The sequence below is a fragment of the Vibrio nitrifigilis genome (genome assembly GCF_015686695.1).
GTDB classification, from domain to species: Bacteria; Pseudomonadota; Gammaproteobacteria; order Enterobacterales; family Vibrionaceae; genus Vibrio; species Vibrio nitrifigilis.
In genome coordinates this window covers 241,700-267,672 of sequence record NZ_JADPMR010000001.1, presented here as the reverse complement: position 1 = coordinate 267,672, position 25,973 = coordinate 241,700, and the positions used below count along the sequence as shown (strand labels likewise).

Here is a 25,973-nt window from a genome sequence, read left to right as displayed (position 1 = left end):
ATACCAGCCAAAATATAACCATGAGCAAAGAAATGAAAATACTGTTAGCAAACCCACGCGGATTTTGTGCGGGTGTTGATCGTGCCATCAGCATTGTTGAACGCGCTTTAGAAATCTATGAGCCACCTATTTATGTTCGTCATGAAGTGGTTCACAACCGTTTTGTGGTGGAAGGCTTAAAACAACGTGGCGCTATCTTCGTGGAAGAATTACATGAAGTTCCAGACGATAATATTGTGATTTTTTCCGCTCATGGAGTATCGCAAGCCGTGCGTCAGGAAGCAAAAGAACGTGATTTAACCGTGTTCGATGCAACCTGTCCACTCGTGACTAAAGTTCATATGGAAGTGGCTCGTGCGAGTCGTAAGCATATGGAAGTCGTATTGATTGGTCATGCTGGTCACCCTGAGGTGGAAGGTACGATGGGGCAGTACACCAGCGATGAAGGTGGAATGTACCTTGTAGAGAACCCTGCGGATGTGGATGCATTACAGAAAAAGGTGAAGCACCCAGATAATCTTCATTATGTGAGTCAAACGACTCTATCTGTAGATGAAACCGCAGACGTTATTGATCGATTACGCGTAGTCTTTCCTAAAATTCAGGGGCCGCGTAAAGATGATATTTGTTATGCGACCCAAAACCGTCAGGATGCGGTACGTGCGTTGGCGTCTCAGGTTGATGTCATGATAGTGGTTGGTTCGAAGAACTCATCAAATTCCACGCGTCTAAAAGAGTTATCAGAAAAGTTAGGCACCCCTGGATATCTCACTGATTGTCCTGAAGATATGGAACAGCATTGGTTTGATAGTGCGCAACTGGTTGGTGTGACAGCTGGGGCCTCAGCACCAGAAGAATTAGTGGATCAAATTCTTGATCGTATTAAGGCTTACGGTGCTACAGCTGTAGAAAATGTATTAGGCCGTGAAGAAAATATGTTCTTTGAAGTGCCTAAAGAGCTGCAAATAAAGCAAGTTGATTAACCTTGAGTTAAAGACTAAAGAGGGCGTCACAAAGTGACGCCCTCTTGCTTTTCTAAACAAGGTTACTTGGGTATACATTACGCGTGTTTAGATTCTGAAGCGTTCAATTCATCAGAATTGGCTTTAGATTTTGAAGTGACCATCACATACACCATCGCGACTAAAGATAACCCAGTACCAATTAGTGTAGAAATCGTCATTGGCATACCAAAGCCTAGAGTATGGTTATTTAAAATAAATGTGATACACACGGCGGTCATAAATACTGCTGGAATGGTGCAGATCCAGTGAAGCTTATTGTGTTTGAGCAAATAAGCTGACGCAGTCCAGAGCATCATTACCGCTGTTGTTTGGTTCGCAAAACCGAAGTAACGCCAGATAATGCCGAAATCGACTTGAGTCAGGATCCCACCGATAATAAATAGTGGCACAGCCATCAAAAGACGATTGCGCAGTGTCTTTTGCTCCATATTGAAGTATTCAGCCAAGATGAGACGACTGGAGCGGAATGCGGTGTCACCCGATGTGATCGGCAGAATAACCACACCTAAGAAGGCCAGCACACCACCAAATACCCCAAGTAAACCAAATGAAGCTGAGTAAACAACATTACCAGGCCCACCGTGTCGCACAGCATCGGATAAATTGTCTAATGAGCCGAAGAATGATAGCGCCACTGCACACCAGATTAACGCAATGATTCCTTCGCCTATCATGGCACCGAAGAAAACAAAGCGACCATTCTTCTCGTTTTCCATACACCGAGCCATCAAAGGCGATTGAGTGGCATGGAAGCCTGAAATAGCACCACAAGCGATAGTGATAAATAGCGCTGGCCACAATGGCATATCGTGAGGGTTAAGGTTATGGAACATGTCACTGACTTGGAAGCCAGCTAGAATTTGGTGCTGATCTGATACCGCAATGGCACCAATCAACCCAACCGACATGAAGATTAATAGGGCACCAAATAGTGGATAAAAACGGCCAATAATTTTATCGACTGGGACAATAGTCGCCAAAATATAATAGGCAAATATCACGATGACCATTGAGGTCATACTGACATGAAATCCAGTTTGTTCATTGATCAGGTTTGTGATCATACCGGCTGGTGCTGAAACAAAAACCACGCCGACAAGCAGCAATAAGACAATGGCAAAAATGTTCATGAAATGTTTGGCGCCATTACCTAAATATTTACCTGTAATGCTGGGTACAGAGGCTCCGTCATTACGAACAGACAGCATGCCTGAGAAATAATCATGTACTGCTCCCGCGAAGATACAGCCAATGACAATCCATAACATTGCCGCTGGGCCATACAGTGCGCCCATAATAGGGCCGAAAATCGGACCTACACCCGCAATATTCAGTAATTGAACCAAGTATACTTTAGGAGTCGACATCGGAACATAATCAACACCGTCAGCTTTGGTATGGGCTGGTGTTAAACGTTTTTCGTTGATGCCAAATACTTTTTCTACAAAGGCGCCATAGATAAAGTAGCCGGCAATCAAAGCTGCTACACAGGTAAGAAACCACAACATAGTAAGACCTTTTGTTTTATTAGATTGGTACAGAGTTGATTTTAAAACTGTTAAATAAAGGTTACATTTGATTTTAATGTGAGTGGTCGAATAGTCATTTAAACGGTTTTTCAGCCCATTGAATGGTTGTAACGGTGGTGTTTGTCATAAAACGATACACTATTGCAATGTAAGTTTTCCTAAACAGAAAAACGAGATGGTAAGATATTGCGTTACCAAGAAGAAAAAGGTTCGGTATGAAGAAACTATTGAGCGTGTTAGTTGTGTTATTAGCGGGTTGTGTGTCTAGTGAGACGCAATTGGCCGCGGATGGAAATTGGCATCAGATAGGTTATCAAGATGGTGTAAAAGGGCACACCGAGCGCTCATATCGAGCTTTAAGCAAGCTAGGTGCAGCGAATCAAGCTGAATATGACCAAGGTTATGAAGAAGGCATCCTTGAGTACTGTAACCCTAATGTGGCTTATCAAATAGGTTTGAATGGTCAGGAATATATGGGAGTGTGTGATCATTTAAAAAGTGGTCAAAAATTTAGAATGGAGTGGCAGCGTGGTTGGCGCGACTATAATCAATAAGTTAAACAACAGTTTTTAAAGGAGTGATGATGCACGGAGAGATGATTGCATTGTCGGTTGCAGGTATTGGCGTGGTTGGTTTGGCTTGTCAGTGGTTGGCATGGCGCTTACGTTTACCTGCTATCTTATTTCTACTACTCGCAGGCATTATTGTCGGCCCTGTAGCGGGTATTCTCAACCCTCAAACATTATTGGGGGATCTGCTTTTCCCTCTAATTTCACTAGCGGTTGCTGTCATCCTGTTTGAAGGGAGTTTAACGCTCAACTTTAAAGAGATACGCGGTGTAAGCCATACAGTGTGGACAATTGTCACTGTTGGAGCATTGATCTCTTGGGTGTTGACCAGCGCAGCAACACACTATTTTATTGGTTTAGATTGGACTCTTGCATTCTTATTCGGAAGCTTAACGGTCGTCACTGGGCCAACGGTTATCGTTCCTTTGCTGAGAACGGTCAGACCCAATGCAAGGTTATCTAATTTTTTGCGTTGGGAAGGCATCCTCATCGATCCATTGGGCGCTTTGTTTGTCGTCATGGTTTACGAGTTCTTAGTCTCAAGCAGTGAAGCTCATAGCCTTCATGTTTTAGCGATGATATTGGCAGTTGGGTTGATCATCGGCGCTATTTCCGGTGCATTCGTCGCGTTTGCGTTGCGACGCCGTATGATTCCCGAATACCTTCAGCCATTTGCTGTACTGAGTATTGTATTAGGCGTTTTTGCTATTTCTAATGCGATTGAGTCTGAGTCTGGATTATTGACTGTTACGGTGATGGGGATGTGGTTGGCAAACGCAAAGGGTGTCAACATTCGTCATATTCTGCACTTTAAAGAGCACCTGACGGTATTGCTTATTTCGGGGCTTTTCATTTTACTGGCGGCACGTATTGATCCCGATGATTTCCTCGTCTTTGGCTGGGGCGCTGCGGGGATGTTTGTATTTATGCAGCTTATTTCTCGTCCAGTATCGATCTTTTTGACCACGATTGGCAGTAAATTGTCACTCAATGAAAAAGTGTTCCTCTCTTGGGTAGCTCCTCGAGGCATTGTTGCTGCCTCTATTTCATCACTGTTTGCGATTAAATTGGTTAACCTTGGTGTTCCTGGGGCGAAAATGTTAGTGCCGCTAACGTTTATGGTGATTATTGGTACCGTTGTATTACAAAGTGCAACGGCTAGACCATTTGCTTTGTGGTTAAAAGTGGCTGAACCAGCACCAAAAGGCTTTTTGATTATTGGTGCAAACGATGTAGGGCGCTTAGTCGCTGATGCTATTCGGAAATATGATTGCCGAGTCGTTGTGACTGATTCTAACTGGGATTATATTCGTCAAGCTCGCATGATGGGCTTAGAGCATTACTATGGAAATCCTATCTCGAGCCATGCTGATAACTACTTGAATTTAATTGGTATTGGTCACGTAGTGGCTATAACAGCAGATAAGCATTTTAACGCAATGGCTTGTATGCAGTTTTTGCAGGATTTTGGTGAAGAACGGGTATTTTGCTTACATGATAAAGTAAAATCGGACCCTAATGATAAGCACAATGTGGCGCAAGAATATCATGGGTTACCTTTCTTGGGTGGTGATGTAAGTTACAAGAAATTAGCGAGTTTGGTGAACCAAGGCGCTGAAATTAAACACACTCGCATTAGCGATGAATTCACCTATCAAGATTATCTGCAGAAACATAAAGATCGTTACTTTTTGCCGCTATTTTTGGTTAATGGGAAAGGCCGAATCAAGATGTGTTATGACATTCCTACGTTTGCTCCTGTGACGGGAGATACCGTAGTGTCATTAATGACGTTACCAAAAGGAAGCAATAATGGTGGTAACAGCAATGATGATGGTCATGGTGGTAAATAAATAATGAGTAAAACGAAAGCCTGATTAAGGCTTTCGTTCATGATTCACTCAATCTCATCCGGTTCGATTGCACGGCGAAGAAAACCATCTGAGTCGTGCAATTTTTCTTCTGCTTCAGCATAACTGATGCCCGTTAGGTGCATTAGTATGGCTGCTTTTGCGTTATTATGGCTCTGTTCTAAAAGGTTTTCTGCTTCAGTTCTTGAACAGTCGGTAGCCTGCATAACGATACGTATTGCTCTTGCGACAAGTTTTTTATTGGTTGCTTTTACATCAACCATTAAGTTCTGATAACTCTTACCCAAGCGGATCATACTTGCTGTTGTTAGCATATTAAGTACGAGCTTCTGCGCGGTACCAGATTTCAATCGTGTTGAACCGGTTAAAGCTTCTGGGCCTACCACTGGAGAAATTGCAATATGGGCAATATCGGCGATAGGCGAGTTGGGGTTACACGATAAAGCGATAGTTGTTGCGCCAATTCGTTTTGCATAATCTATTGCACCAATTACATAGGGTGTGCGACCACTCGCTGCGATTCCCACTAAAATATCATTCGCATTGAAGTTGATATTTTTTAACTCTGTTTCCCCCAAGACGGCTGAATCTTCAGCACCTTCTTGAGCTTTAAACATGGCTTCTTTGCCGCCAGCAATTAACCCCACAACCATTTCATCACTAACGCTAAATGTCGGAGGACATTCTACAGCATCGAGAACGCCTAAACGCCCACTCGTACCAGCTCCAAGATAAATCAGGCGGCCACCTTGTTTAAATGCTTCGGTAATGGCATCGACACCTTGAGCAATTTGAGGTAACACTTTCTCAACGGCTAACGGTACGAGTTTATCTTGTTGGTTGAGGCGAGATACGATTTCTTGTGAGCTAAGCAGATCAATATCCATAGTGTCAGGATTACGTTTTTCTGATACTAAATGGGAGAGTGCTGTCAGCAGCGCATCATTAGTCATAAGTGTCCTTGTCTTTTTCAATCTGGGTAATAAATTACGCCCAATGAGGCTGGGCGACAAGCGCCAGTGACACTGGGTAGATTGCTTGGTTGGTTATGAATTCTTCTCTCTGCTAACCAAGCGAAGGCCATTGCCTCCATGGCATCACTATCTACGCCTTGTTGACTGGTTGTTGTTATGTGCCAATTGGGTAGCAATTGCGCTAGTCGTTCCATTAATAATGGGTTTTGAGCGCCTCCACCACAAACATAAACAGAAGGGTGATCTCCTGATTGATACGGCTGAATTTGCTCTGCAACCGTTAATGCAGTTAATTCACATAGTGTTCGTTGTACATCAACTGGTGAGTAACTCTCTAGTCCCATATGCTGTTCTAGCCAACCTAGATGGAAGTATTCACGCCCTGTGCTTTTGGGTGAGGGTAACGCGAAATATTTGTCTTGCATAAGGTGCTGTAATAATTCAGGAATAATTTGACCCTGCTGAGCCCATTTAGCGTCTTGATCAAAAGGGTGGTTATGATGCTTTAGGCACCAAGCATCCATAAGCATATTGCCTGGCCCTGTATCAAAACCAAGTGCATGTCCTGTTGTTTCCAAAATGGAAATATTGGCGATTCCACCTATATTAAGAATCACAACGTTGGAGTGATTTTGACCAAATAAATGTTGATGAAATGCAGGAACTAACGGCGCACCTTGTCCGCCCAATGCCATATCTTTGCGTCTAAAGTCAGCGACAGTAGTAATACCAGTTTGGGCTGCGATGAGATTCGCATCACCTAATTGAACGGTAAAACGGTGTGGCCCTAGCGGCTGATGAAATACTGTTTGCCCGTGACAGCCAATGGCAGTAATGTCTTTTGGTGTTAGGTTCGCTAGCTTGAGAATGTGCATAACAGCATTACTGTATAGCAGGCCTAATTGATGATCTAACATGCCTATATTTGCAATGGTAGAGGGTTCATTTAGGGCGATACTGAGTAACCCGGCTTTTAAGGTTTCAGGGATAGGCAAACAATCGCTGGCAACTAACGAGATTGCCTTTGAGTCAATGGCGGTGATGGCAACATCAATGCCATCAAGACTGGTTCCTGACATGAGGCCGATATAGAGTTCGCGCTGCATGATTATGTCATCCCTTCGTTATAACCTTTACCAAGGCATTGTAATTGAAAAACAAACTAAATAATCTTCCTGAGTGTTAAATATTTCTCAGATCACCAAGGAGCAATTATGGGTCCGTTATGGCTCGATGTTACTGGCTTTGAATTGGATGCGGAAGAGCGTGAAATGCTCGCTCATCCTACTGTAGGTGGCGTGATACTTTTTTCGCGTAACTATCATGATCGTGGCCAGCTATTGGCGTTAAACGAGAGTATTCGTAAGGCGGCAAAACGTCCAATACTCATTGGTGTAGACCAAGAGGGTGGACGTGTACAGCGATTTAAAGAGGGATTCTCTCGCTTACCTCCTGCAGCCTTGTACCATTCAGTACCGGAAGGAGAAAAGCTTGCCGAACTCGGTGGTTGGTTGATGGCAGCAGAGTTAGTGGCTCACGATATTGATCTTAGTTTTGCTCCTGTACTAGATAAAGGCTATGAGTGCCGTGCTATTGGGAATCGTGCATTTGGTGAAGATGTTAAAACGATTATTGCGCATAGTTCAGCATTTATGCGCGGGATGAAAAGTGCGGGAATGGCTACTACTGGTAAACATTTTCCTGGTCATGGTGGTGTTGTGGCTGATTCTCACCTAGAAACACCCTACGATCACCGTGATTCTATTATGGCGGATATGGAAATATTCCGTCATCAGATTGAACATGAACTATTAGATGCGATGATGCCGGCCCATGTCATTTATCCCGCTTATGATTCACAGCCTGCAAGTGGTTCAAAGTATTGGTTACAAGATGTATTACGCCGAGAGCTGAACTTTAGAGGTGTGGTTTTTTCTGATGATCTGAGTATGGAAGGTGCTGCGATCATGGGCGGGCCTACTGATAGAGCACAGCAGGCGCTCGAAGCGGGATGTGATATGTTACTGATGTGCAACAATCGTAATTCTGCAGTAGAAGTGCTTGATCACTTGCCAATCACCGAAGTAGATAAAGCAATGCGCTTAAGAAAAACACAATCGATACGCTACTCTGATTTGGTTCATACAACGCTCTGGAAAGCGGCTACCGCCGCCTTAGCACCGTATTGTGAGCAATAGTCTCTTCAAAAGCCGAGCCTTTCTTTGAGTTCTTTGAAGTATCGGCGGCTTACTGGAACGGTGTGGTGGGAATGGGTGACGATTTCTGCCAGACCGTTATCAATCAGTTTAATTTCTTTAATGGCTTTTAAGTGAATAAGGTATTGCCGATGGCAGCGCATAAGCGGTGTCTTCTCTTCTAATACCTTCAACGTGAGTTGAGTTGTCAATTTTTGATCCATGGTTTGGATTTTTACACCACCGACTTCACTGCAAGCAAATTCGACCTCTGCGATATTGACCAACATAATTCTTTGATGACCTATGCATGGAATCTGTTCAATATATTGTGGTGTGATAGTTTGATAGTTAGGCTGAGTGTGACGCGTTTCCTGAAGTCGATGAAGTGTTTTATTCAAGCGTTTGGGATCGATAGGTTTGAGGAGATAATCAAAGGCATTATCATCAAAAGCTTGTACAGCATATTGATCGTACGCGGTAACAAAAATAATCTTGGGCATGACTTCAGGGTCAAGCATTGCGATCAGGTCAATCCCTGTCACCATTGGCATTTGAATATCTAAAAATACGACATCAGGCTTTAGCTGGTGGATTTTTTTTAACCCTTCAATCGCATTAGTTGCTTCACCTATTACCTCAATATCGTGGCTTTCTTGTAGTAGGTCGATAAGTTCTTCACGTGCAAAGTGCTCATCATCAATGATTAGAGCAGAAAATTTGTCATTCATTGTGAGGTTGTCCTACATGAGGAATGATAAAACTCATTTGGGTGTAATATCCTGGATTTACAAAAGGTTGTAAATGAGCAACTGGGCCAAACTGGTTGGTCAGACGCTTATCCACAATTTGTATTCCAAGCCCGCTATGTGCAGCCTTGAGTTCTTTGTGGCTATCATCAAAACTACCGGCATTATCTTCAACGATGATCCTTGTGCCTTCATCATGGGGTTGGCTATATATCCGAATATTTCCCCCTTCAAGTAAGTTTGATATGCCGTGTTTTACCGCGTTCTCAACTAATGGCTGTAAAGTAAACGTGGGGAGCTTCCGGTCTAATACCGATGCATCAATATCAATGTCTACACTCAATCGGTCAGCAAAGCGGGCTTGCTCTATCGCTAAATAAGAACGCACATGGTCTAACTCCTCACGTAAAGAAACCGATTCAACGTTTTGTTTAAGATTACTTCTGAAGAAGTGAGACAATTGCTGAATGAGTTCTCGAGCTGTATCTGGCTGACGACGAATAACAGCACTAATGGTATTTAACGCATTAAACAAAAAATGAGGGTTAACTTGAGCTTGCAGTAATTTTATCTCAGCACGAGACAACAACATCTGTTTTTGTTGGTACTCACCATACAAAATCTGACTCGATAGGAGTTGTGCAATGCCTTGCGCCATTGACATATTGATTGTTGAGAAAAGCTTACGGCGCGGTTCGTACATCTTTATGGTGCCAATGACACGATCACCAGCACGTAAAGGAATAATTAGCGCAGATCCAAGTTTACAGTCTGAACGAATCGAACACTGGTAAGGGTGTTCTTTACCATCTAAATAAATAATTCGATTCATTTTAATGGCTTCTGTTGTACTTGAAGAAGAAATAGGTCTGCCTGGAATATGGTGATCATCACCGATACCAATGAACGCAAGAATTTCTTGTGTATCGGTGATAGCGACGGCACCTACGTTCGTTTGCTCATAAACAATTCGTGCAATCTTTTTAGCGTTATCTGGGGTGAATCCTTCAGATAGGATTCCAACTGAACGTTCAGCTACGTTCAGTGCTCGTCTTGAGAAGGCGGCCGAGTACTCTTCGAAAATGGTTTTACGGTCAACTAAAATACTCATAAAGAGCGCGGCACCAATCGAATTCGTGATGATCATTGGGGCGGCAATTTTTTGTACTAAATGAAATGCTTCATCTAAAGGAGGGGCAAGTAATAGAATGATTGCCATTTGAGCGATTTCTGCCACAAGTGTGATGACAAATACGATCACCGGGCTAAATAATTTTTCAGATTTATTACGATAAATAAAGTAGGAATGAAACACTCCGCCAATGATACCTTCAACCGTGGTTGAAACTGCACATGCGACATCAGTAAACCCACCTTGCATGTAACGATGAATGCCCCCAGTAAAACCAACGGTAAAACCGAGTAAAGGTCCACCAAATAGCCCTCCCATAATGGCACCAATCGCACGTGTATTAGCAATTGCATCATCTATCTGTAGACCAAAGTACGTTCCAGTGATACAAAATAAGGAAAATAGGATGTAAAGGCAGAATCTATGGCCTCTTCGATAGGAAATATTGAGAAGAGGAAGAAAAATAGGAGTTTTACTCAGCATGTATGCTAAAACTAGATACACACACATCTGCTGCATTAAAGAGAGTATTAACTCCATAAGATAGATCGAGTCCTTATTAATAAGAGTGCTTATTGTAAATAACTTACGGAAGAGAAAATATTAAAAGAGCACCATTTTTAACAGATAGCAGTAAAAATTAAATGTAAATAATTTTGTACACTATATGTTTTTTGTTATTTACACTTGCAATGTTTTAAAAGACTGATAATTTGTTTGCCTATAGAGTTTGAGGAACTAATGTTTACAACTGAGTGTAAAAAAAATATTACAGGTATCGAGATGAAAAAAAGTGATTTAAGTGATATCCATATCGTTGATGAAGAGATATTGATCACTCCAGACGTACTAAAAGCGAAAATTCCATTGAGTGATAAGGCGCGACGTTTTATCCGTCAATCTCGCCAAGAGATTGCAGACATCATTCATAAGAAAGATCACCGCTTATTAGTGGTTTGTGGTCCATGTTCAATCCATGATATTGAAGCCGCTAAAGATTACGCTCGTCGCCTGAAAGCTCTATCGGAAGAATTGAAAGATCAAATTTACTTAGTGATGCGGGTTTACTTTGAAAAACCACGTACCACAGTAGGTTGGAAAGGATTAATTAACGATCCTCGTTTAGATGGGACCTTTGATATTGAACAAGGTCTGCATATTGGTCGTCAGTTATTGGTTGATTTAGCCGAAATGGAAATCCCGCTGGCAACAGAAGCACTTGACCCAATCAGTCCTCAATATTTGTCAGATACCTTCAGTTGGGCTGCGATTGGCGCTCGTACTACTGAATCACAAACTCACCGTGAAATGGCGAGTGGTTTATCCATGCCAATTGGTTTCAAAAATGGTACTGATGGTAGCTTATCTACAGCCATTAATGCGATGCAAGCTGCTGCTTCTAGTCACCGTTTCATGGGCATTAGCCGCGAGGGGCAAGTTGCGTTATTGACTACTCGTGGTAACCATAATGGTCATGTGATTTTACGTGGTGGTAAACAGACCAATTACGATTCAGTGTCTGTGGCTGAGTGTGAACAGGAGATGCGCGATTCAGGTTTGGAACCGTCATTAATGATTGACTGTAGTCATTCAAATTCACGTAAAGATTACCGTCGTCAACCTTTAGTGGCGAATGATGCATTCAAACAAATTCGTCAAGGTAATACTTCTATTATTGGTTTGATGATTGAAAGTCATATTAATGAAGGTAGTCAATCTGCAGATCTTGCTCTAGAAGATATGGAATATGGTGTTTCTATTACTGATGCGTGTATTAATTGGAATACAACTGAAGAGCTATTACGTTCAGCACATCGTGACCTAACACCAGTATTAGAAGATCGACTAAAGAATAGTTAAGGAAGTAGAAAACATGGCCGAACAGTTACGTGCATTACGCGATCAAATTGATGCAGTAGATAAACAGATGGTTGAATTGCTCTCTCGCCGTTTAGCATTAGTTGAACAGGTTGGAGTGGTTAAAAGTCAGCATGGTTTACCTATTTATGCACCGGACCGTGAAGCGGCCATGTTAGCTTCTCGCCGTGAAGAAGCGGAGCGCCAAGGTGTTCCACCACAATTAATTGAAGACATTTTACGCCGTACAATGCGTGAATCTTACTCAAGTGAAAAAGATTCAGGTTTTAAATGTTTAAAACCTGAGCTGCGTTCAGTTGTTTTAATTGGTGGTCGAGGACAACTTGGAACGTTATTTGGGCGAATGTTCCGTTTGTCTGGTTATGAGGTGAAAGTGATCGAAAAAGATGACTGGAGCCAAGCCGATGAAATTTTGCACGATGCTGGGTTAGTGATTGTGACCGTGCCAATTCACCTAACCTTAGAGGTGATAGGTAAACTAAACAAACTTCCCAAAGACTGTATTCTTGCTGATTTTACGTCGATTAAGTCTAAGCCACTAAAAGCGATGCTCGATGTGCATGAAGGTCCAGTGGTCGGATTGCATCCTATGTTTGGACCAGACGTCCCAAGTTTAGCTAAACAGGTGGTCGTTTGTTGTGATGGCCGTGGGGCAGAGCATTATCAATGGCTACTTGAACAGTTGGGTATTTGGGGCGCTAGTATTTGTAACATTGCCGCAGAAGATCATGATCATGGGATGACTATGATTCAAGCGCTGCGCCACTTTACGACGTTTGCTTACGGTGTTCATTTATCCAAAGTGAAACCGAATATGGCTCAATTACTGCAATTAAGTTCACCTATTTACCGTCTTGAGATTGCTATGGTTGGGCGCTTGTTTGCACAAGATCCTAATTTATATGGAGATATTATTCTTTCCTCTCAAGAGAACGTGGATATGATAGAACGTTTTCATAAGAGTTTTACTGAGTCGGTTGAACTGATTAAGCGTGGTGACAAGCAAGGGTTTATCGATAATTTTGGCAAAGTCAGTGAGTGGTTTGGTGATTACTCTGAACAGTTTATGCGTGAAAGTCAGAATTTATTGAAACAGGCCCACGATGCGATTCATCGAGGTTAATGGAACAATTCATAAAAAACGCTGCTTTGAGCAGCGTTTTTTATTGCATCTTTTAGCTATCTTGGTCCATTAAATGGTCGAGGTCGCGATGTAACATATCGTCATTTCCCATATTAAGTTCGACTAACCTTTTCAGGTGAGCAAGGCTTTCTAAATCAATATGATCGACTTTTAAACGTAATATATTAGCTTTTAAATCGACAATGTTAGCAATAAGATTAATCTCAACATCACTGTCCGGGAGCTGTAATGATACTTCTATTACAGTGTCTGTCGATAGTGATTGTGGAGCCTCACAATGCACCAACATGCCGTGTAAGGAAATATCTCTTACCATTGCTGGGAAAGTAAGATCGCCTTGTTTTAAAGTCACTGGGGCTTGATAAATTACGCGTAGAAAGCGACGTCTTTCCATCAAGATTCTATCCTCTAACTTAAGCTTTTTATCGAAAGATACAAATCTACTCACCTAAGCATAGCAAAGTTATTGCAAATAGAAGGTCTTATTTACATGTCTTCGGTTAGGTATTTTCCCGATATAAAAAAGGCTGCAATAAATATGCAGCCTATCTTTATTTCATAATATTACTTGGTAATACGTTTGTATTTAATACGATGAGGCTCAGCTGCTTGAGCGCCCTCAGTGGCTTTTAGCCATTCCATATACTCAGTGTAGTTACCTTCATAGAAGTTAACTTTGCCTTCATCACGGTAATCGATGATGTGAGTAGCAATACGGTCTAAGAACCAGCGGTCATGCGAGATAACCATGGCACAACCAGGGAACTCAAGTAACGCTTCTTCTAGTGCACGTAGCGTTTCTACATCAAGATCGTTGGTTGGTTCGTCGAGTAGTAATACGTTACCACCCGCTTTCAGCAATTTTGCTAAATGCACACGGTTGCGTTCACCACCAGATAGTTCACCGATGATTTTTTGTTGGTCGACACCTTTAAAATTGAAGCGAGAACAGTAAGCGCGCGCTTGAACTTCGTAGTTGTTGATACGGATGATATCGTTTCCTTCAGAAATTTCTTGGAAAACGGTTTTCTTATCGTCCATGCTATCGCGGAACTGATCAACTGATGCCAGTTTCACAGTATCACCCAATTCTATAGAACCTGAATCTGGTTGTTCTACGCCACTCAGCATTTTGAACAGCGTCGATTTACCTGCACCGTTGGCACCGACGATACCGACAATGGCACCTTTAGGCATACTGAATGAAAGATCATCGATAAGAACGCGGCCATCAAATGATTTAGTGAGGTTATTCACCTCGAGTACTTTATCACCTAAGCGTTCACCTGGTGGAATAAAGAGTTCGTTGGTTTCGTTACGTTTTTGGTGATCAGTGTTTTGCAATTCTTCAAAGCGCGCCATACGTGCTTTTGATTTTGCCTGACGACCTTTAGGGTTTTGACGAACCCATTCCAGTTCTTTCTCAATGGTTTTTTGACGAGCTTTCTCTTGAGCGGCCTCATGCTTCAAGCGAGCGTCTTTTTGTTCAAGCCAAGAGCTGTAGTTACCTTCCCATGGAATACCTTCACCACGGTCAAGCTCTAAAATCCATCCAGCTGCGTTATCAAGGAAATAACGGTCGTGGGTGATCGCCACAACGGTACCAGAATAGTCAACAAGGAAGTGTTCCAGCCAAGCAACAGATTCGGCATCAAGGTGGTTGGTTGGTTCATCAAGTAACAACATGTCTGGCTTTTCGAGCAGTAAGCGACAGATGGCTACACGGCGACGTTCACCACCAGAAAGGTGTTGAATTTTTTGGTCCCACTCAGGAAGACGTAGAGCGTCTGCTGCGCGTTCCAATGAGTTTTCAAGATTATGACCGTCTTTGGCTTGAATAAGTGCTTCTAGTTCGCCTTGCTCTTTAGCAAGAGCATCAAAATCGGCATCTGGCTCTGCGTATGCGGCATAAACTTCATCAAGGCGAGTTAGTGCTCCAGCCACATCGGCCACTGCTTCTTCAACGATTTCGCGAACTGTTTTGCTCTCATCTAGTACAGGTTCTTGAGGTAGATAACCTACATTTAGACCGGGTTGCGGACGAGCCTCACCATCATAATCTTTATCAATACCTGCCATGATGCGTAATAAAGTTGATTTACCCGCACCATTTAGACCTAAAACACCGATTTTAGCGCCCGGGAAAAAGCTCAACGAAATGTCTTTTAGTATTTGACGCTTAGGCGGCACAATTTTGCTCACCCGAGACATGGTATATACGTATTCAGCCATTGCCGATCGTTCCTAATCTTTTCAATAAAATAAAACCGTCATTCTATACTATACCCAAACAACCTCAAGGTGCTTATTGTTAGCATAATGGTAATTCCACTGTGTCTTCACAGCGATATCTCACCATTAAATACCTTAGATGAAGATTGAAAATAAATTGGACAATCATCAATAAATGTAAGCAATGTCCAATTCTTTACATCAAGTTAACTTCCCACGTGTTTACTTTTTTTCCTATAGTTTGCGTAATGGATGGTCTAGTAAAGGAGTTAAGGATTTTATTTCATGTCATTACTCTCTGTGTTCCGGCTGCCAAAGGTAGTACCGGCCTTATTTGTTTGTGGCCTGGTTTTTAGCAGTTCGTCATCTGCAGCAATCTCTCTTGAACAGCAGAGAAATTTGTACGATCAAGCGCAAGATTGGCTTGATGAAGACGATGTCGCTGCATACCAAAAAGTACGCGCAAAACTAAAAAACTATCCACTCGCGCCATATCTCGATTATCGTGCGATGTTGGTTAATATTGGGAAAAAATCTCCGCAACAAGTTCGGGAATTTGTTCACAATTATCGAGATTATCCATTTTCAGCTCGTATCAGTGCTCCTTATTTAACAGCGCTTGCCAAAGAAAAAAAGTGGCAAGAATTTTTAGCATTTCAGCATCATGAACCTATCGGAGAGTCATTTCAGTGTGATTACTATTACGCTAAATGGGTGACCGGTGATCAGAAATCTGCTTTTCGCGGTGCGCGAGCTTTATGGTTAAAAGGCGATAGTATTGCTGATGAGTGCGATCCTCTGTTTCGTGCTTGGGCACAATCTGGTGGACGTACTGATGCGTTAATTTATCAACGGATGCTGTTGGCGTTTGATGCCAGAAACCCCAATTTAATCAGTTATCTTGCTCAAAAACTGCAAGACCAAGATATGATGCAATGGGGGATGAATATGTTAGAGCTATATTCTCACCCACAACGAATTGTCTATTTTGCTAAGCGGTTTCCACATACTTCCCAGCTTGGCGATTTAATCGAATTGTCCATCAAGAAAGTTGCTAGAAGTGATGCAAAGAAAGCGAGACGATTGCTCAATAGCGTTAAAGAGCTGCCACATTGGCGTGAAAAACAGACCCACAATTTGGCGCGATATATTACCTTACAATTACTGCATGATGATGACCAAACCTTAGTTCAATGGCGCGACAGTGTCGTTGCTGCCAGCAAAGATCCGCTGTTAGTACAAATACGGACCCGCCTTGCCATTCGACATGCTGATTGGCAGGGAGTTAAAGCATGGATCAGCTTATTACCGAAACATGAGCAAGAATCGCTTCGCTGGCAATATTGGTTAGGTCGTAGCGATATGGAGTTAGGTTTAAAAGCGCAAGGAACCAAGCGATTAAGTAAGGTCATTGGTCAACGCAACTTTTACAGTGTCGCAGCGGCAAACGCATTAAAACAGTCGATTCATTATCCAAACCACGAGGTGAATTACAGAGCGGGGGTTGTTGCTCCATATACTAAAGCTCTTGACCGCATTGATGAACTCATCAAGCGGGACAAAATTGCTGCCGCTAAGCGTGAGTGGGGGTGGTTACTGGATCGTGTCAATCATACCGAAAAGGAGATGCTTGCTGTTTATGCGGCAAACCAGCATTGGTATCACCTCACTGTGACAGCGTCTATCTCTGCAAGCCTATGGGATAATATTGAATTGCGTTTTCCATTAGCCCATCAATGGTGGTTTAAGTTTTGGGGCAATAAGCACAATGTCGATCCTATTACTTTAATGTCGGTTGCGCGCCAAGAAAGTGCATTAGATGCGGATGCCCATTCCTCTGTTGGGGCAAGAGGTATTATGCAAATTATGCCTTCAACTGCGCGTTATACAGCGAAAAAATACCAACTCGATTATTCGGGAGCCGATGAACTTTATGATGTAGGTAAAAATATTGAAATAGGTAGTCATTACTTCAAAAGCCTATTAAAACGGTATGATAAAAATCGTATTTTTGCTCTAGCTGCATACAATGCAGGTCCCGCTAGAGTTGATCGTTGGCGCTCAGAAACTCAAGGTAAACTAGGTCCATATGCTTTTATTGAATCTATCCCTTACAAAGAAACGCGTGGTTACGTACAAAACATATTGATGTTTGAAGTTTACTATCGTGATTTGACTGGCACGCAAGGGCGGTTTTTAACTTCAATGGAGACGCAAGCAAGATATTGATTCTTTAGGTCGGTCATCTACAATAGGCTGATATATCAATTTATGAGAACTGTTATGTCACAACAACCAGAATACACTGAGTGGCAGCAGTTGATGGCATTAGTTGAACGTGCGGCCAAGACTGGACAGCACGAAATGTTATTAACCATGCTGATGACTGCTGATGAAAGAGATGCTTTGATTGCTAGAGTAAATATCTTCAGCGAATTAATGAAAGGTGAGTTGTCGCAAAGGCAGATCAGCCAAATGCTGGGAGTTGGTATTGCAACAATCACTCGAGGTTCGAATGAATTGAAGTCTTGCTCTGAAGAAGATAAAAAAGTTCTTGATAGCTTGATAAAGCAACCAGAAGCTTAAATAAAAATGGCTAACGATGAGTTAGCCTTTTTTATTAGAAAAATACCTTTATACGAGGTTTGCAGGGAAATAAGCGGGATTAAGAAAAGGGACTAACGCTAAGATCAGTGCTTGGTGATATACAGAACTTCGCGTTAATTGAAATTGAGTCAAAAGGCCTATTGCTCCCCCTTTTTGCTTGATGTTTTCGGTAGCAAAAAGTTCGTCCATTACATCACCAAGTTCATGGGCCTTGGCTAATTTGGCTAGAACCAAAGGAGGAAGCTCTAAACTTGCTGAGCGAGATTCACCACGATTCTGTGAATTTTCAATAACCATCCAAGCAAATGTTGCTTTCCCTTCAATGCCAGCTTCAATACCAACATAAAAATCAGCATCAGGTTGAGCTTCTTTAGCGTTGCGGACTCTATTGATGGCTCCAAGATGAGTCTCACGATCACTCATCGGTTGATCAGAGACTTCGCTAGGTACGCTGACACCACTAAACTCAAACATATTTCCGGGAAATACGGTTTCGAAAGCCGTTTGAACCGCACTGATTTTAGCTGGATTGAGTGATGAAATGATGACCTTTTGCATGATTTACCGTTTCTTGTTTATTAGTGTGCCACTCAATTATGCCACTGTAAGACATGGGTTGGGCATAAAAATAGCCTTGTAGATAGTCACACTGGTGGGAAGATACCCAATGGTGACTATCGTAATTTTCCACTCCCTGAGCTGTTACCGTCATGCCTTGTGAATGGCACAGTTCAATCAGTGGTTTAATCACACTCTGCTTATTCTTCTCAGACAATGTCTCTAGGAAGTGTCGACCAAACTTAATATTCTTCACGGGATATTGAAGTAGCTGTGCTAAAGAGGTGTGATGGACACCGAAATCATCAATTGTCAGACCAAATCCTAAGTGATTCAATTCGGTCAGCAGTAAATAGTTCTGTTTATCTGCTGTAAAAGTCTCAGTGATTTCAAATGCGACCATATTAGGTGATATTTGATGCTTATGAGCCTGCTTATCAATAAAGTTTGCCAACTCAAGTGAAGTTAGTGTTGCTGTTGATAAATTAATTGATAGCTGAAGTGATTCATTCAGTACTTTCCGTAACGTAGTATATTGGCTAAAGGCCGTTTTGATTACCCAGCGGTCAAGTAAATTGAACAAACCAGTTTGCTCTGCCACAGGGATAAACTCTTTCGGTGAAACATCACCTAGATGCTTGGAATGCCATCTTAGCAGTACTTCTACACCGGCTATCATGCCATCAGTTCGAGAAAAATAAGGCTGATAATAAAGTGTAAACTCGTCATCAAAATTTCCTGAACGTAGAGCGCGTTCGATACGATTACGGCGTTGTACTTCTTTATCCAGTTTTCTGGAATAGAAAGAAATTTGGTTTTTACCTGAGTTTTTAGCCTGATACATGGCCGCATCGGCATGTATTAATAGTTTATCTATATGATCGCCATCTTGAATATAGGTGGAAATCCCCACACTGGCCGTTATCGGGAGGTTAGACAAAGCGGTACTTGATTTATTTAAAATCGGTTCCAACAGTAGTTCTGCAAACTTTTGCGCTGAGTGCGGCAATCTATGTGGACTACAAATGATAATGGCAAACTCATCTCCAGATAACCGTGCAGGAATACTGACCACACCATCTTCTCGCTGGAATTCATCACAAAGTAGCCGCATGTGAGTGGCAAAACTAATGAGAAGAGAATCTCCAACTTGATGACCATACTTGTCGTTTACATATTTAAAATTATCTAAATCTATATATAGCACCCAAGCGTGGTGCTTTGGTGGCAATTCGGCTAGAGCTTTCTGGGCTTGAACTTGGAATTGGTGGCGGTTAGCAAGCTTAGTCAGGTGATCATTTTCTGCCAGAATTTTAGTACGTTGATAAGTACTTTCTAATTCGGTGTACATGACATAAAAACGAGTCGATAAACGCCCAATTTCATCATTTGTGTTGAGCTTTTCTATGTTACGTCGCTGTTTATTTTCCACTTCTTGGAGCTGAGAATCGAGACGTAAGATTGGGTTAATCACGTGACGATAGAGCAATATCAAGAGTAGCAATACTGTGACAAAGGCTGAAACGCTAAAAGAGACCAAAAGATCTTTTTGAATCGAACTCAGCTGGTTTTTTAACAACATTGGGGCAGGGTCAAATATCGCATATAGCCCTGGTTGTAATTCAACACTTTGTAATAATGGGTAATTGTGTTTCGGTGGAGTATGGGCGAAATACACAAGGGTTTTATTGTCATACTCCATCTTGTGCCTTAAGGCGTTGAACTGATCAAGTTTGACATAAACCACAACAAAGAACACTTCATCACGATTGTAGCTCAGCGGCGTTTCTAACGTTTGTGTATCAAGGACATCATAGCGAACTAATACGCCATCTCCTGAAGAGTTAGTGGTAAAACTCACATCCGATGTTCTGCGTGTTTTCTCAAAGCGCGCATCAACGTATTTTTTTACCGTGGGGTCTATTTGAGCAAATGGATCATTGCTGTTCTCAGCGTAATAAAGCACCTTTTTGTTGCCATCGAGAATGGATAATGCAACAAATTTTTGCTCACTTGGCTGCAAAATATGCAGTGTTTCATGCATATTGTCGACAAGTTCTAGCTCTCGGTAAGGGTTTTGTTTGTGAGAGAAGTAGTAACGAATAATGTCACTTTTGGCTAAGGTGAATGAATAGCTACTGACCAGTGCTTTCGTTTGACGAAAGTGGCTGGCCAGTTTTTCCATATTCAATTGAAGATAACTATCCGTACGTTTGATTAACGCATCTTTTTGACTGTTATATATGATGTAATTTGACGCAGCCGAACTCAGTAGAATAACCGGAGCGATCAACAAAAGTATTCTATGGTTTAGCTTCATGTTGATTGATTATACTATTTATAATTTTTGCTCTGACGTTTAAATTTGCTGGTGAAAGTTCACTGTCGATAAGACCACCGCCTTGTGCTGCAGCGGGAGGAAAAATAGATTTATCATTCACATATGACTTTGGCAATATTTTTAGGGCTGCAGTATTAGGTGTTGCAGCTCGAATATCCAGCGCGTTTATTTTTGCTATTTCTGGATCCATTAAGAATTCCAAAAACTCTTTTGCTTCTTTCTTGACGTGAGAATTACTGTTTATTGCCATACAGTCAATCCATAAATACGGTTCTCCATCCGGTGTCACAAAATCCCAGTCATCATTGCCAAAAAAACGATTTAGAGAGTACTGATCACCGCTGTAGGCGACGGCCAAATGCAATTTATCACTGTTTTTATGGCTGCGAACGTAGCTAAGTAAATATTCAAATGTCAGTATATTCGGGTTTGCTTTCAGCATTTTCTGATAAGCTTGTTTTAAAGCGTTTTCATTATCAGTAATCGGTGAGTAATCAAGGCTATAAAGAGCGGGTAGTAGTGTTTCTACACTATCTTGAATCATGCCCACATGGCCTTTTTGCTTGTCCGACATTTGTACGACGTCATTCCATTTTGTTGGAATATGGTCGACCTTGCTTTTACGGTATGCAATACCCACTGAACCCCAAAAATAAGGAATGGCGTGAGTACCACAGGCTTGATTCCAGCGAGGAAGGTTGTTTTTGCGATTAGGCAAATCTTTCAAATTTTCGAATACATTCTGACGGGAAAAAAGATGAGCAGAAATGTTATCTAATACCACAATATCAAAAGGTAGTTGTAAACTTTTTAGCATTAATAAACTACGTTCATCATCGTTATCAAAATGGTATAAATTTAATTTTACATTGTGACTTTCGTTCCATTTGTTTATAACGCGTTTCGATAACGTGTCTTCCCATAAATAAATGTTAAGTTCAGTCGCAGTAGCAAATTTCACAAACAGCAAACTTGCTAGTAAGGAAATGATAACACCCTTCTTCATAATAAAGTTGTTTAACCTTTTAAAGTAGACAGCAATTAGAGAAATGATCAGGAGTGAAAGGTGCCAATTAAAGAAAATCTGACACAAAACCCATTGATACCAAGTTACTTTTATGCAAACGATTGTAAAGTAAGCAATGTGTTCGTGTCAGCATTTTTCTTATTCTATATTGATATACCAACTATTAATTCAATTTAATTTGTGTCGGTTTAACGTTTTCAATTGGGTATGAGCCAAGTACTTTTAAATGCCGAGTTAATTTAGTTAGTTCACTTAAAGCTTGCTGCATTTCAGGTGATTCTAAATGAGATTCTAAATCAACATAAAACATTTCTTCCCATGGGTTGCCCATTATTGGGCGTGATTCTAATTTAGTCATATTAATTCCATAACGTTGTAGAACTAATAAAGAAGAAACGAGAGAGCCAGCTTCCTGACCCGTTGACATTATCAAGGTTGTTTTAGCCGGTATTTGTGATGAGACATCGACAGGTTTACGTGCCACAACAATAAAACGAGTGTAGTTTTCAGTTTGATTTGAAATGTGTGATTTTATTGGTTGTAACCCATACAGTTTACCACTTGCAGCACTACCAATTGCTGCCACTTCAGGGCGATTTATTTCGTGAACTTTCTTCATTGCGTCGGCAGTGCTTGCGCAGGATTCCAGTTGAACATCTTTCATATGACGCAAAAATTCACTGCATTGCTGGTGTGGCTGGGGATGAGAATAGAGAACTTTAATATCTTCTAAACTTACATCAGCAGTCGCGAGTAGGCTGTGTTCGATCGGCTGAGTTATTTCACCCACAATATAAAGGGTGGTGTGCTGTAGAATATCGTACACTTCATTGATAGAGCCGGAACTGGTGTTTTCTATTGGCAAAACACCAAAATCAGCATGACCTGCTTCAACGGTTTCAGTGATATCTCGGAAATGTTGGCAGTTTAATTCTATGAGTTCTGTTTGCTTACGACTGAAATACTCACGTGTTGCTAAATGTGAGTACGAGCCTTTTGCTCCCAAAAAGGTAACTCGAGCTAAAGGTTTACTGTAATTCGGGTTGGCCAATTCTTGTAAATAGGATTGCTGCAATAACACGGAATCTTCAATAATTGTGTGGAAGATCTTTGTGATGTATTGAGCGTCTAGGGCGTAGTGTTCTTTACCTTTGTTGATAAGTTTTACTAACAGTTCTTGCTCTCGTTTTGCATCACGAACAGGTTTTGATGTTTTGACTTTGCTTTTGGCTACTTCAATGCTTAATTGACGGCGTTCCGATAGCAGAGAGAGTAGTTGATCATCCAGTTCATTTAGGCGCAATCTAATCTCCTCTAAGGAGTAAGATTTGTCTGTCATTGTAAATTATCCTTATAAAAAAAGCCTCCCGTTTGGGAGGCTTTCTGTTCGCTTTTGACTTTCTTTATGCCAACGACCAGCCTCCGAGCATTAGCGGAGAAAAAAGAAGTCAAAAAAGAACAGGCGATGATTCATATTGTTTATGAAATCCAAATTTGGTTAGTACCCTCACAATAAGCAAGGCCAGTTAAAGCGTCAAGCAAAAAAATAGCGCCAAAAGGCGCTATTGCTAAAGTATTCGTTATAAAAGAGCCGTCGGTGAAGAGCGTCTGGCTTCTGGTTTGTGACGCAACTTATTGAGTTGGCGTTCCAATTTTTGTTCTACGTCGTTAATGGCGACATAGAGGTCTTCATGAGTCGAAGATGCATTCAACTGACCTTTTGGGATACTCACATTAGCATCGAATTTTTTCTGTTTATTCGGTGCTTCACTAAAGCTTGCTTGGCAGCTAATTATGTCCACTTGCCATTTTTCTAGCTTTTTAAATTTACTTTCAATGTGATTACGGATGGCAGAGGTAACGTCGATGTTTTTACCAGTGATGTTCAATTGCATAAAAATTTCCTCTGTTATGTCCCTTATTGGATGACTCCAGACTGCAGGATGTAATACTGGATTTATGTGATATAGATCACTTTATAACATGGAGTTTTGGGGTTTGAAACTGAACGTGATCTTCCGCAAGGAGTGGCCAAAAAAGAAGTAGAAAAAGCTTGAGATCCACAAAATACGGGTTACATTGGTGTAAGTAGAGACTAAAAATCCCTGATTATTTAGTGGATTGTCTCGTGCTGAAAATAAGGTTGTGCAAGAAATGCTCGCTGATAAAACGTGATGTTTATCACTTTTTATCACAGAGTATTTCATAAAAAGGGCCACTTTTATAAGTGGCCCTTTTCTATTTTTTGAATCTGAATACTAATTAAATTTCAGGATTTAATTGTATTAATTTCTCTGTGCGTTGCACTGCTTTAGTTAATCCTAACTTTTTGTAGGCTTTCGCTTCTATTTCTAGTGACTTACGCGCAGCTTCAGTATCTGGATAGGTTTTTTGGATTTCCTGACAACGATTGATCGCTGCTATCCAAGCTTCGCGACGTAAATAAAAATCAGCCGTTGCCAAATCATAGTCGGCTAGGCGGTTTTTAAGTGCGAACATACGTTTTTCAGCGTCTTTAGCATAAAGGCTATTAGGGTAACGTTCTAATAGCTTCTTAAAATCTGCAAATGCTGATTTAGCGGGTTCTGGATCACGATCACTACGATCAATGCCAAATAAACTTTGCATGAAGTTGCTATCTTGTGCCATGTAAGTAAGACCGCGCATGTAAAGTACCCAGTCCATTTGCGGATGAGTTGGGTTTAAACGGATAAAACGTTCAATAGCCGCACTTGCCATAGCAAGATCATCGCTTTTGTAATAGGCGTAGATAAGGTTGAGCTGGACTTGTTCTGAATAGGCGCCAAAAGGATAGCGAGAATCCAAGGCTTCCAGTTTGGAAATCGCAGTTTCCCAGTTACCAGACTGTAGGGACTCTTGAGATTCTGAGTAAAGTTGTGAAGGTGGTACATCAGGAACTACTTTCTTGCTACTTGAACAGCCAAATAAAAGTGTAACAGCGAGTAGGCCCGTTATAGTCTGATATTTCATGTCAGGAGATGCTTCCTTGAAATTAGTGCTTCTTAAACATTAGGAGCGAATGTGCTCCGTAAAACGTGACGTTACTTTCTTAGCAGTAACAGATACAATGGCGTCATATATTATCCATACTAGTGGCATTAGTCCCACGGTTTTTGAAAAAGTTCGATATGGCGCAACAGATTCAACTTACACAAACAGTAAAAGAAAGCCAACTTGGTCAACGTTTAGACCAAGCTGTGGCTGAACTCTTCAGTGATTTTTCACGTTCTCGACTTAAAGATTGGCTACTTGAAGGCAAAATCACGGTCGATGGCGAAGTCGTCACTAAACCAAGAACCAAAGTTCTTGGTGGTGAAGTATTAACCGTATTAGCTGAGCTAGAAGATGAAGAACGTTGGGAAGCGCAGGATATCCCATTGAACATTGTTTATGAAGATGACGATATTATTGTTATCAATAAACCTCGTGATTTCGTTGTTCACCCTGGTGCTGGTACTCCTGATGGTACTGTGCTTAATGCATTGCTTTTTCATTACCCGGCAATTGCAGAAGTACCACGTGCGGGTATTGTGCATCGTCTAGATAAAGACACGACTGGTTTGATGGTGGTGGCTAAAACAGTTCCTGCTCAAACATACTTAGTGAGAGAGTTACAAAAACGTAATATCACTCGTGAATATGAAGCCATTGCTATTGGTAGCATGACTGCAGGTGGTAAGGTCGATAAGCCGATTGGTCGTCACTCAACTAAACGAACGTTAATGGCAGTTACTCCAACGGGTCGTCACGCAGTCACACATTATCGTGTTGCAGAGCATTTTCGTGAACATACGCGTATTCGTCTTCGCCTAGAAACAGGACGTACTCACCAGATTCGTGTCCATATGTCATATATCCAGCATCCATTGTTAGGAGACTCTGCATATGGTGGTCGAGCTAGAATTCCTAAAGGCGCTTCTGAAGAACTAACCGCTATGATTCGTGGCTTTGATCGCCAGGCTCTCCATGCAGCTATGCTGCGTTTTGATCACCCTATTACAGGTGAGCTTTTGGAGTTCCATGCTCCAGTCCCTAATGATATGGTGGTTATGGCAGAAGCATTGCGTGAAGATGCAAAGCAAAATCCATTAGAAGAATACTAATTACTTGATGAGACGTTG

General features: G+C 41.6%; 22 protein-coding genes and 1 other annotated feature. Of the genes, 9 read left to right on the top strand and 13 right to left on the bottom strand.

The window, feature by feature from the left end:
- Positions 1-20: 20 nt before the first annotated feature.
- The gene (ispH, locus tag I1A42_RS01190) at positions 21-983 is read left to right on the top strand and encodes a 4-hydroxy-3-methylbut-2-enyl diphosphate reductase (RefSeq protein WP_161157110.1); all 963 of its coding nucleotides are present in this window, start codon (positions 21-23) and stop codon (positions 981-983) included.
- Between the two features lie 77 nt (positions 984-1,060).
- On the opposite strand, the gene I1A42_RS01185 is transcribed toward ispH, so the two are convergent.
- Positions 1,061-2,533: a carbon starvation CstA family protein gene (locus tag I1A42_RS01185; RefSeq protein WP_161157109.1), complete on the bottom strand. Its 1,473-nt coding sequence runs from the start codon at positions 2,531-2,533 to the stop codon at positions 1,061-1,063.
- Positions 2,534-2,769: 236 nt separating this feature from the next.
- On the opposite strand from I1A42_RS01185, the gene I1A42_RS01180 reads away from it, so the two are divergent.
- Positions 2,770-3,108 carry a DUF2799 domain-containing protein gene (locus tag I1A42_RS01180; RefSeq protein WP_161157108.1) on the top strand — a complete coding sequence of 113 codons (339 nt, stop codon included), beginning with the start codon at positions 2,770-2,772 and terminating at the stop codon, positions 3,106-3,108.
- 29 nt (positions 3,109-3,137) lie between these two features.
- Positions 3,138-4,976 (top strand): cation:proton antiporter, encoded by a 1,839-nt coding sequence (locus I1A42_RS01175; RefSeq protein WP_161157133.1) that lies wholly within the window; start codon positions 3,138-3,140, stop codon positions 4,974-4,976.
- A gap of 44 nt (positions 4,977-5,020) precedes the next feature.
- Here the strand turns inward: I1A42_RS01175 and murQ are convergent, their stop codons facing one another.
- Positions 5,021-5,947 carry an N-acetylmuramic acid 6-phosphate etherase gene (gene murQ, locus I1A42_RS01170; RefSeq protein ID WP_161157107.1) on the bottom strand — a complete coding sequence of 309 codons (927 nt, stop codon included), beginning with the start codon at positions 5,945-5,947 and terminating at the stop codon, positions 5,021-5,023.
- Positions 5,948-5,964: 17 nt separating this feature from the next.
- Positions 5,965-7,077 (bottom strand): anhydro-N-acetylmuramic acid kinase, encoded by a 1,113-nt coding sequence (locus tag I1A42_RS01165; protein WP_196123758.1) that lies wholly within the window; start codon positions 7,075-7,077, stop codon positions 5,965-5,967.
- Between the two features lie 105 nt (positions 7,078-7,182).
- On the opposite strand from I1A42_RS01165, the gene nagZ reads away from it, so the two are divergent.
- Entirely contained in the window at positions 7,183-8,166 is a 984-nt protein-coding gene (gene nagZ, locus I1A42_RS01160; protein WP_196122401.1) for a beta-N-acetylhexosaminidase, read from the top strand.
- A 5-nt stretch (positions 8,167-8,171) separates the two neighbouring features.
- On the opposite strand, the gene btsR is transcribed toward nagZ, so the two are convergent.
- Complete coding sequence (gene btsR, locus I1A42_RS01155; protein WP_161157105.1) at positions 8,172-8,894, bottom strand: two-component system response regulator BtsR; 723 nt, start codon at positions 8,892-8,894, stop codon at positions 8,172-8,174.
- Positions 8,887-10,584: a sensor histidine kinase gene (locus I1A42_RS01150; RefSeq protein WP_196122399.1), complete on the bottom strand. Its 1,698-nt coding sequence runs from the start codon at positions 10,582-10,584 to the stop codon at positions 8,887-8,889. Before I1A42_RS01150 ends, btsR begins: the two co-directional genes overlap by 8 nt.
- Before the next feature lie 243 nt (positions 10,585-10,827).
- Here I1A42_RS01150 and I1A42_RS01145 point away from each other — a divergent pair, with 243 nt between their 5' ends.
- Together I1A42_RS01145 and tyrA are read left to right on the top strand one after the other, a co-directional pair.
- Entirely contained in the window at positions 10,828-11,904 is a 1,077-nt protein-coding gene (locus I1A42_RS01145; protein WP_196123757.1) for a 3-deoxy-7-phosphoheptulonate synthase, read from the top strand.
- 13 nt (positions 11,905-11,917) lie between these two features.
- Positions 11,918-13,045 (top strand): bifunctional chorismate mutase/prephenate dehydrogenase, encoded by a 1,128-nt coding sequence (gene tyrA / locus I1A42_RS01140; protein WP_196122397.1) that lies wholly within the window; start codon positions 11,918-11,920, stop codon positions 13,043-13,045.
- A gap of 52 nt (positions 13,046-13,097) precedes the next feature.
- Here tyrA and I1A42_RS01135 read toward each other — a convergent pair whose 3' ends face one another.
- Both I1A42_RS01135 and ettA read right to left on the bottom strand, forming a co-directional pair.
- Positions 13,098-13,460 carry a PilZ domain-containing protein gene (locus tag I1A42_RS01135; protein WP_329604794.1) on the bottom strand — a complete coding sequence of 121 codons (363 nt, stop codon included), beginning with the start codon at positions 13,458-13,460 and terminating at the stop codon, positions 13,098-13,100.
- 170 nt (positions 13,461-13,630) lie between these two features.
- Positions 13,631-15,298, bottom strand: coding sequence for an energy-dependent translational throttle protein EttA (gene ettA, locus I1A42_RS01130; protein ID WP_161157100.1), 1,668 nt, complete (start codon positions 15,296-15,298; stop codon positions 13,631-13,633).
- 285 nt (positions 15,299-15,583) lie between these two features.
- Here ettA and I1A42_RS01125 point away from each other — a divergent pair, with 285 nt between their 5' ends.
- A complete protein-coding gene (locus I1A42_RS01125) occupies positions 15,584-17,527 on the top strand; it encodes a transglycosylase SLT domain-containing protein (RefSeq protein WP_161157099.1) in 1,944 nt (647 codons plus the stop codon).
- A gap of 54 nt (positions 17,528-17,581) precedes the next feature.
- Positions 17,582-17,884, top strand: a complete 303-nt coding sequence (trpR, locus tag I1A42_RS01120) for a trp operon repressor (protein ID WP_161157098.1) — start codon at positions 17,582-17,584, stop codon at positions 17,882-17,884.
- 48 nt (positions 17,885-17,932) lie between these two features.
- Here trpR and yjjX read toward each other — a convergent pair whose 3' ends face one another.
- The 6 genes from yjjX to bamD all read right to left on the bottom strand — a co-directional run bounded on the left by yjjX (position 17,933) and on the right by bamD (position 24,822).
- Positions 17,933-18,463, bottom strand: a complete 531-nt coding sequence (gene yjjX, locus I1A42_RS01115; RefSeq protein ID WP_161157097.1) for an inosine/xanthosine triphosphatase — start codon at positions 18,461-18,463, stop codon at positions 17,933-17,935.
- Positions 18,426-20,783, bottom strand: coding sequence for a putative bifunctional diguanylate cyclase/phosphodiesterase (locus I1A42_RS01110; RefSeq protein ID WP_196122395.1), 2,358 nt, complete (start codon positions 20,781-20,783; stop codon positions 18,426-18,428). The genes yjjX and I1A42_RS01110 overlap by 38 nt, the downstream gene beginning before the upstream one ends.
- Positions 20,767-21,810: a polyamine ABC transporter substrate-binding protein gene (locus I1A42_RS01105; protein WP_230389323.1), complete on the bottom strand. Its 1,044-nt coding sequence runs from the start codon at positions 21,808-21,810 to the stop codon at positions 20,767-20,769. Before I1A42_RS01105 ends, I1A42_RS01110 begins: the two co-directional genes overlap by 17 nt.
- Before the next feature lie 184 nt (positions 21,811-21,994).
- Positions 21,995-23,170 (bottom strand): prephenate dehydratase, encoded by a 1,176-nt coding sequence (pheA, locus tag I1A42_RS01100; RefSeq protein ID WP_196122393.1) that lies wholly within the window; start codon positions 23,168-23,170, stop codon positions 21,995-21,997.
- 14 nt (positions 23,171-23,184) lie between these two features.
- Positions 23,185-23,306, bottom strand: a sequence feature (Phe leader region).
- 105 nt (positions 23,307-23,411) lie between these two features.
- The gene (gene hpf, locus I1A42_RS01095; protein ID WP_161157093.1) at positions 23,412-23,726 is read right to left on the bottom strand and encodes a ribosome hibernation-promoting factor, HPF/YfiA family; all 315 of its coding nucleotides are present in this window, start codon (positions 23,724-23,726) and stop codon (positions 23,412-23,414) included.
- A gap of 367 nt (positions 23,727-24,093) precedes the next feature.
- The gene (gene bamD / locus I1A42_RS01090; protein WP_161157092.1) at positions 24,094-24,822 is read right to left on the bottom strand and encodes an outer membrane protein assembly factor BamD; all 729 of its coding nucleotides are present in this window, start codon (positions 24,820-24,822) and stop codon (positions 24,094-24,096) included.
- A gap of 158 nt (positions 24,823-24,980) precedes the next feature.
- Here bamD and rluD point away from each other — a divergent pair, with 158 nt between their 5' ends.
- Positions 24,981-25,955 carry a 23S rRNA pseudouridine(1911/1915/1917) synthase RluD gene (rluD, locus tag I1A42_RS01085; protein ID WP_161157091.1) on the top strand — a complete coding sequence of 325 codons (975 nt, stop codon included), beginning with the start codon at positions 24,981-24,983 and terminating at the stop codon, positions 25,953-25,955.
- Positions 25,956-25,973: the final 18 nt, after the last annotated feature.

Excerpts from the sequence above, each read along its gene's own strand:
- ispH (WP_161157110.1), top strand. The coding sequence starts at position 21 with ATGAGCAAAGAAATGAAAATACTGTTAGCAAACCCACGCGGATTTTGT.
- I1A42_RS01185 (WP_161157109.1), bottom strand. The coding sequence starts at position 2,533 with ATGTTGTGGTTTCTTACCTGTGTAGCAGCTTTGATTGCCGGCTACTTT.
- I1A42_RS01180 (WP_161157108.1), top strand. The coding sequence starts at position 2,770 with ATGAAGAAACTATTGAGCGTGTTAGTTGTGTTATTAGCGGGTTGTGTG.
- I1A42_RS01175 (WP_161157133.1), top strand. The coding sequence starts at position 3,138 with ATGCACGGAGAGATGATTGCATTGTCGGTTGCAGGTATTGGCGTGGTT.
- murQ (WP_161157107.1), bottom strand. The coding sequence starts at position 5,947 with ATGACTAATGATGCGCTGCTGACAGCACTCTCCCATTTAGTATCAGAA.
- nagZ (WP_196122401.1), top strand. The coding sequence starts at position 7,183 with ATGGGTCCGTTATGGCTCGATGTTACTGGCTTTGAATTGGATGCGGAA.
- btsR (WP_161157105.1), bottom strand. The coding sequence starts at position 8,894 with ATGAATGACAAATTTTCTGCTCTAATCATTGATGATGAGCACTTTGCA.
- I1A42_RS01150 (WP_196122399.1), bottom strand. The coding sequence starts at position 10,584 with ATGGAGTTAATACTCTCTTTAATGCAGCAGATGTGTGTGTATCTAGTT.
- I1A42_RS01145 (WP_196123757.1), top strand. The coding sequence starts at position 10,828 with ATGAAAAAAAGTGATTTAAGTGATATCCATATCGTTGATGAAGAGATA.
- tyrA (WP_196122397.1), top strand. The coding sequence starts at position 11,918 with ATGGCCGAACAGTTACGTGCATTACGCGATCAAATTGATGCAGTAGAT.
- I1A42_RS01135 (WP_329604794.1), bottom strand. The coding sequence starts at position 13,460 with ATGGAAAGACGTCGCTTTCTACGCGTAATTTATCAAGCCCCAGTGACT.
- ettA (WP_161157100.1), bottom strand. The coding sequence starts at position 15,298 with ATGGCTGAATACGTATATACCATGTCTCGGGTGAGCAAAATTGTGCCG.
- I1A42_RS01125 (WP_161157099.1), top strand. The coding sequence starts at position 15,584 with ATGTCATTACTCTCTGTGTTCCGGCTGCCAAAGGTAGTACCGGCCTTA.
- trpR (WP_161157098.1), top strand. The coding sequence starts at position 17,582 with ATGTCACAACAACCAGAATACACTGAGTGGCAGCAGTTGATGGCATTA.
- yjjX (WP_161157097.1), bottom strand. The coding sequence starts at position 18,463 with ATGCAAAAGGTCATCATTTCATCACTCAATCCAGCTAAAATCAGTGCG.
- I1A42_RS01110 (WP_196122395.1), bottom strand. The coding sequence starts at position 20,783 with ATGAAGCTAAACCATAGAATACTTTTGTTGATCGCTCCGGTTATTCTA.
- I1A42_RS01105 (WP_230389323.1), bottom strand. The coding sequence starts at position 21,810 with ATGAAGAAGGGTGTTATCATTTCCTTACTAGCAAGTTTGCTGTTTGTG.
- pheA (WP_196122393.1), bottom strand. The coding sequence starts at position 23,170 with ATGACAGACAAATCTTACTCCTTAGAGGAGATTAGATTGCGCCTAAAT.
- hpf (WP_161157093.1), bottom strand. The coding sequence starts at position 23,726 with ATGCAATTGAACATCACTGGTAAAAACATCGACGTTACCTCTGCCATC.
- bamD (WP_161157092.1), bottom strand. The coding sequence starts at position 24,822 with ATGAAATATCAGACTATAACGGGCCTACTCGCTGTTACACTTTTATTT.
- rluD (WP_161157091.1), top strand. The coding sequence starts at position 24,981 with ATGGCGCAACAGATTCAACTTACACAAACAGTAAAAGAAAGCCAACTT.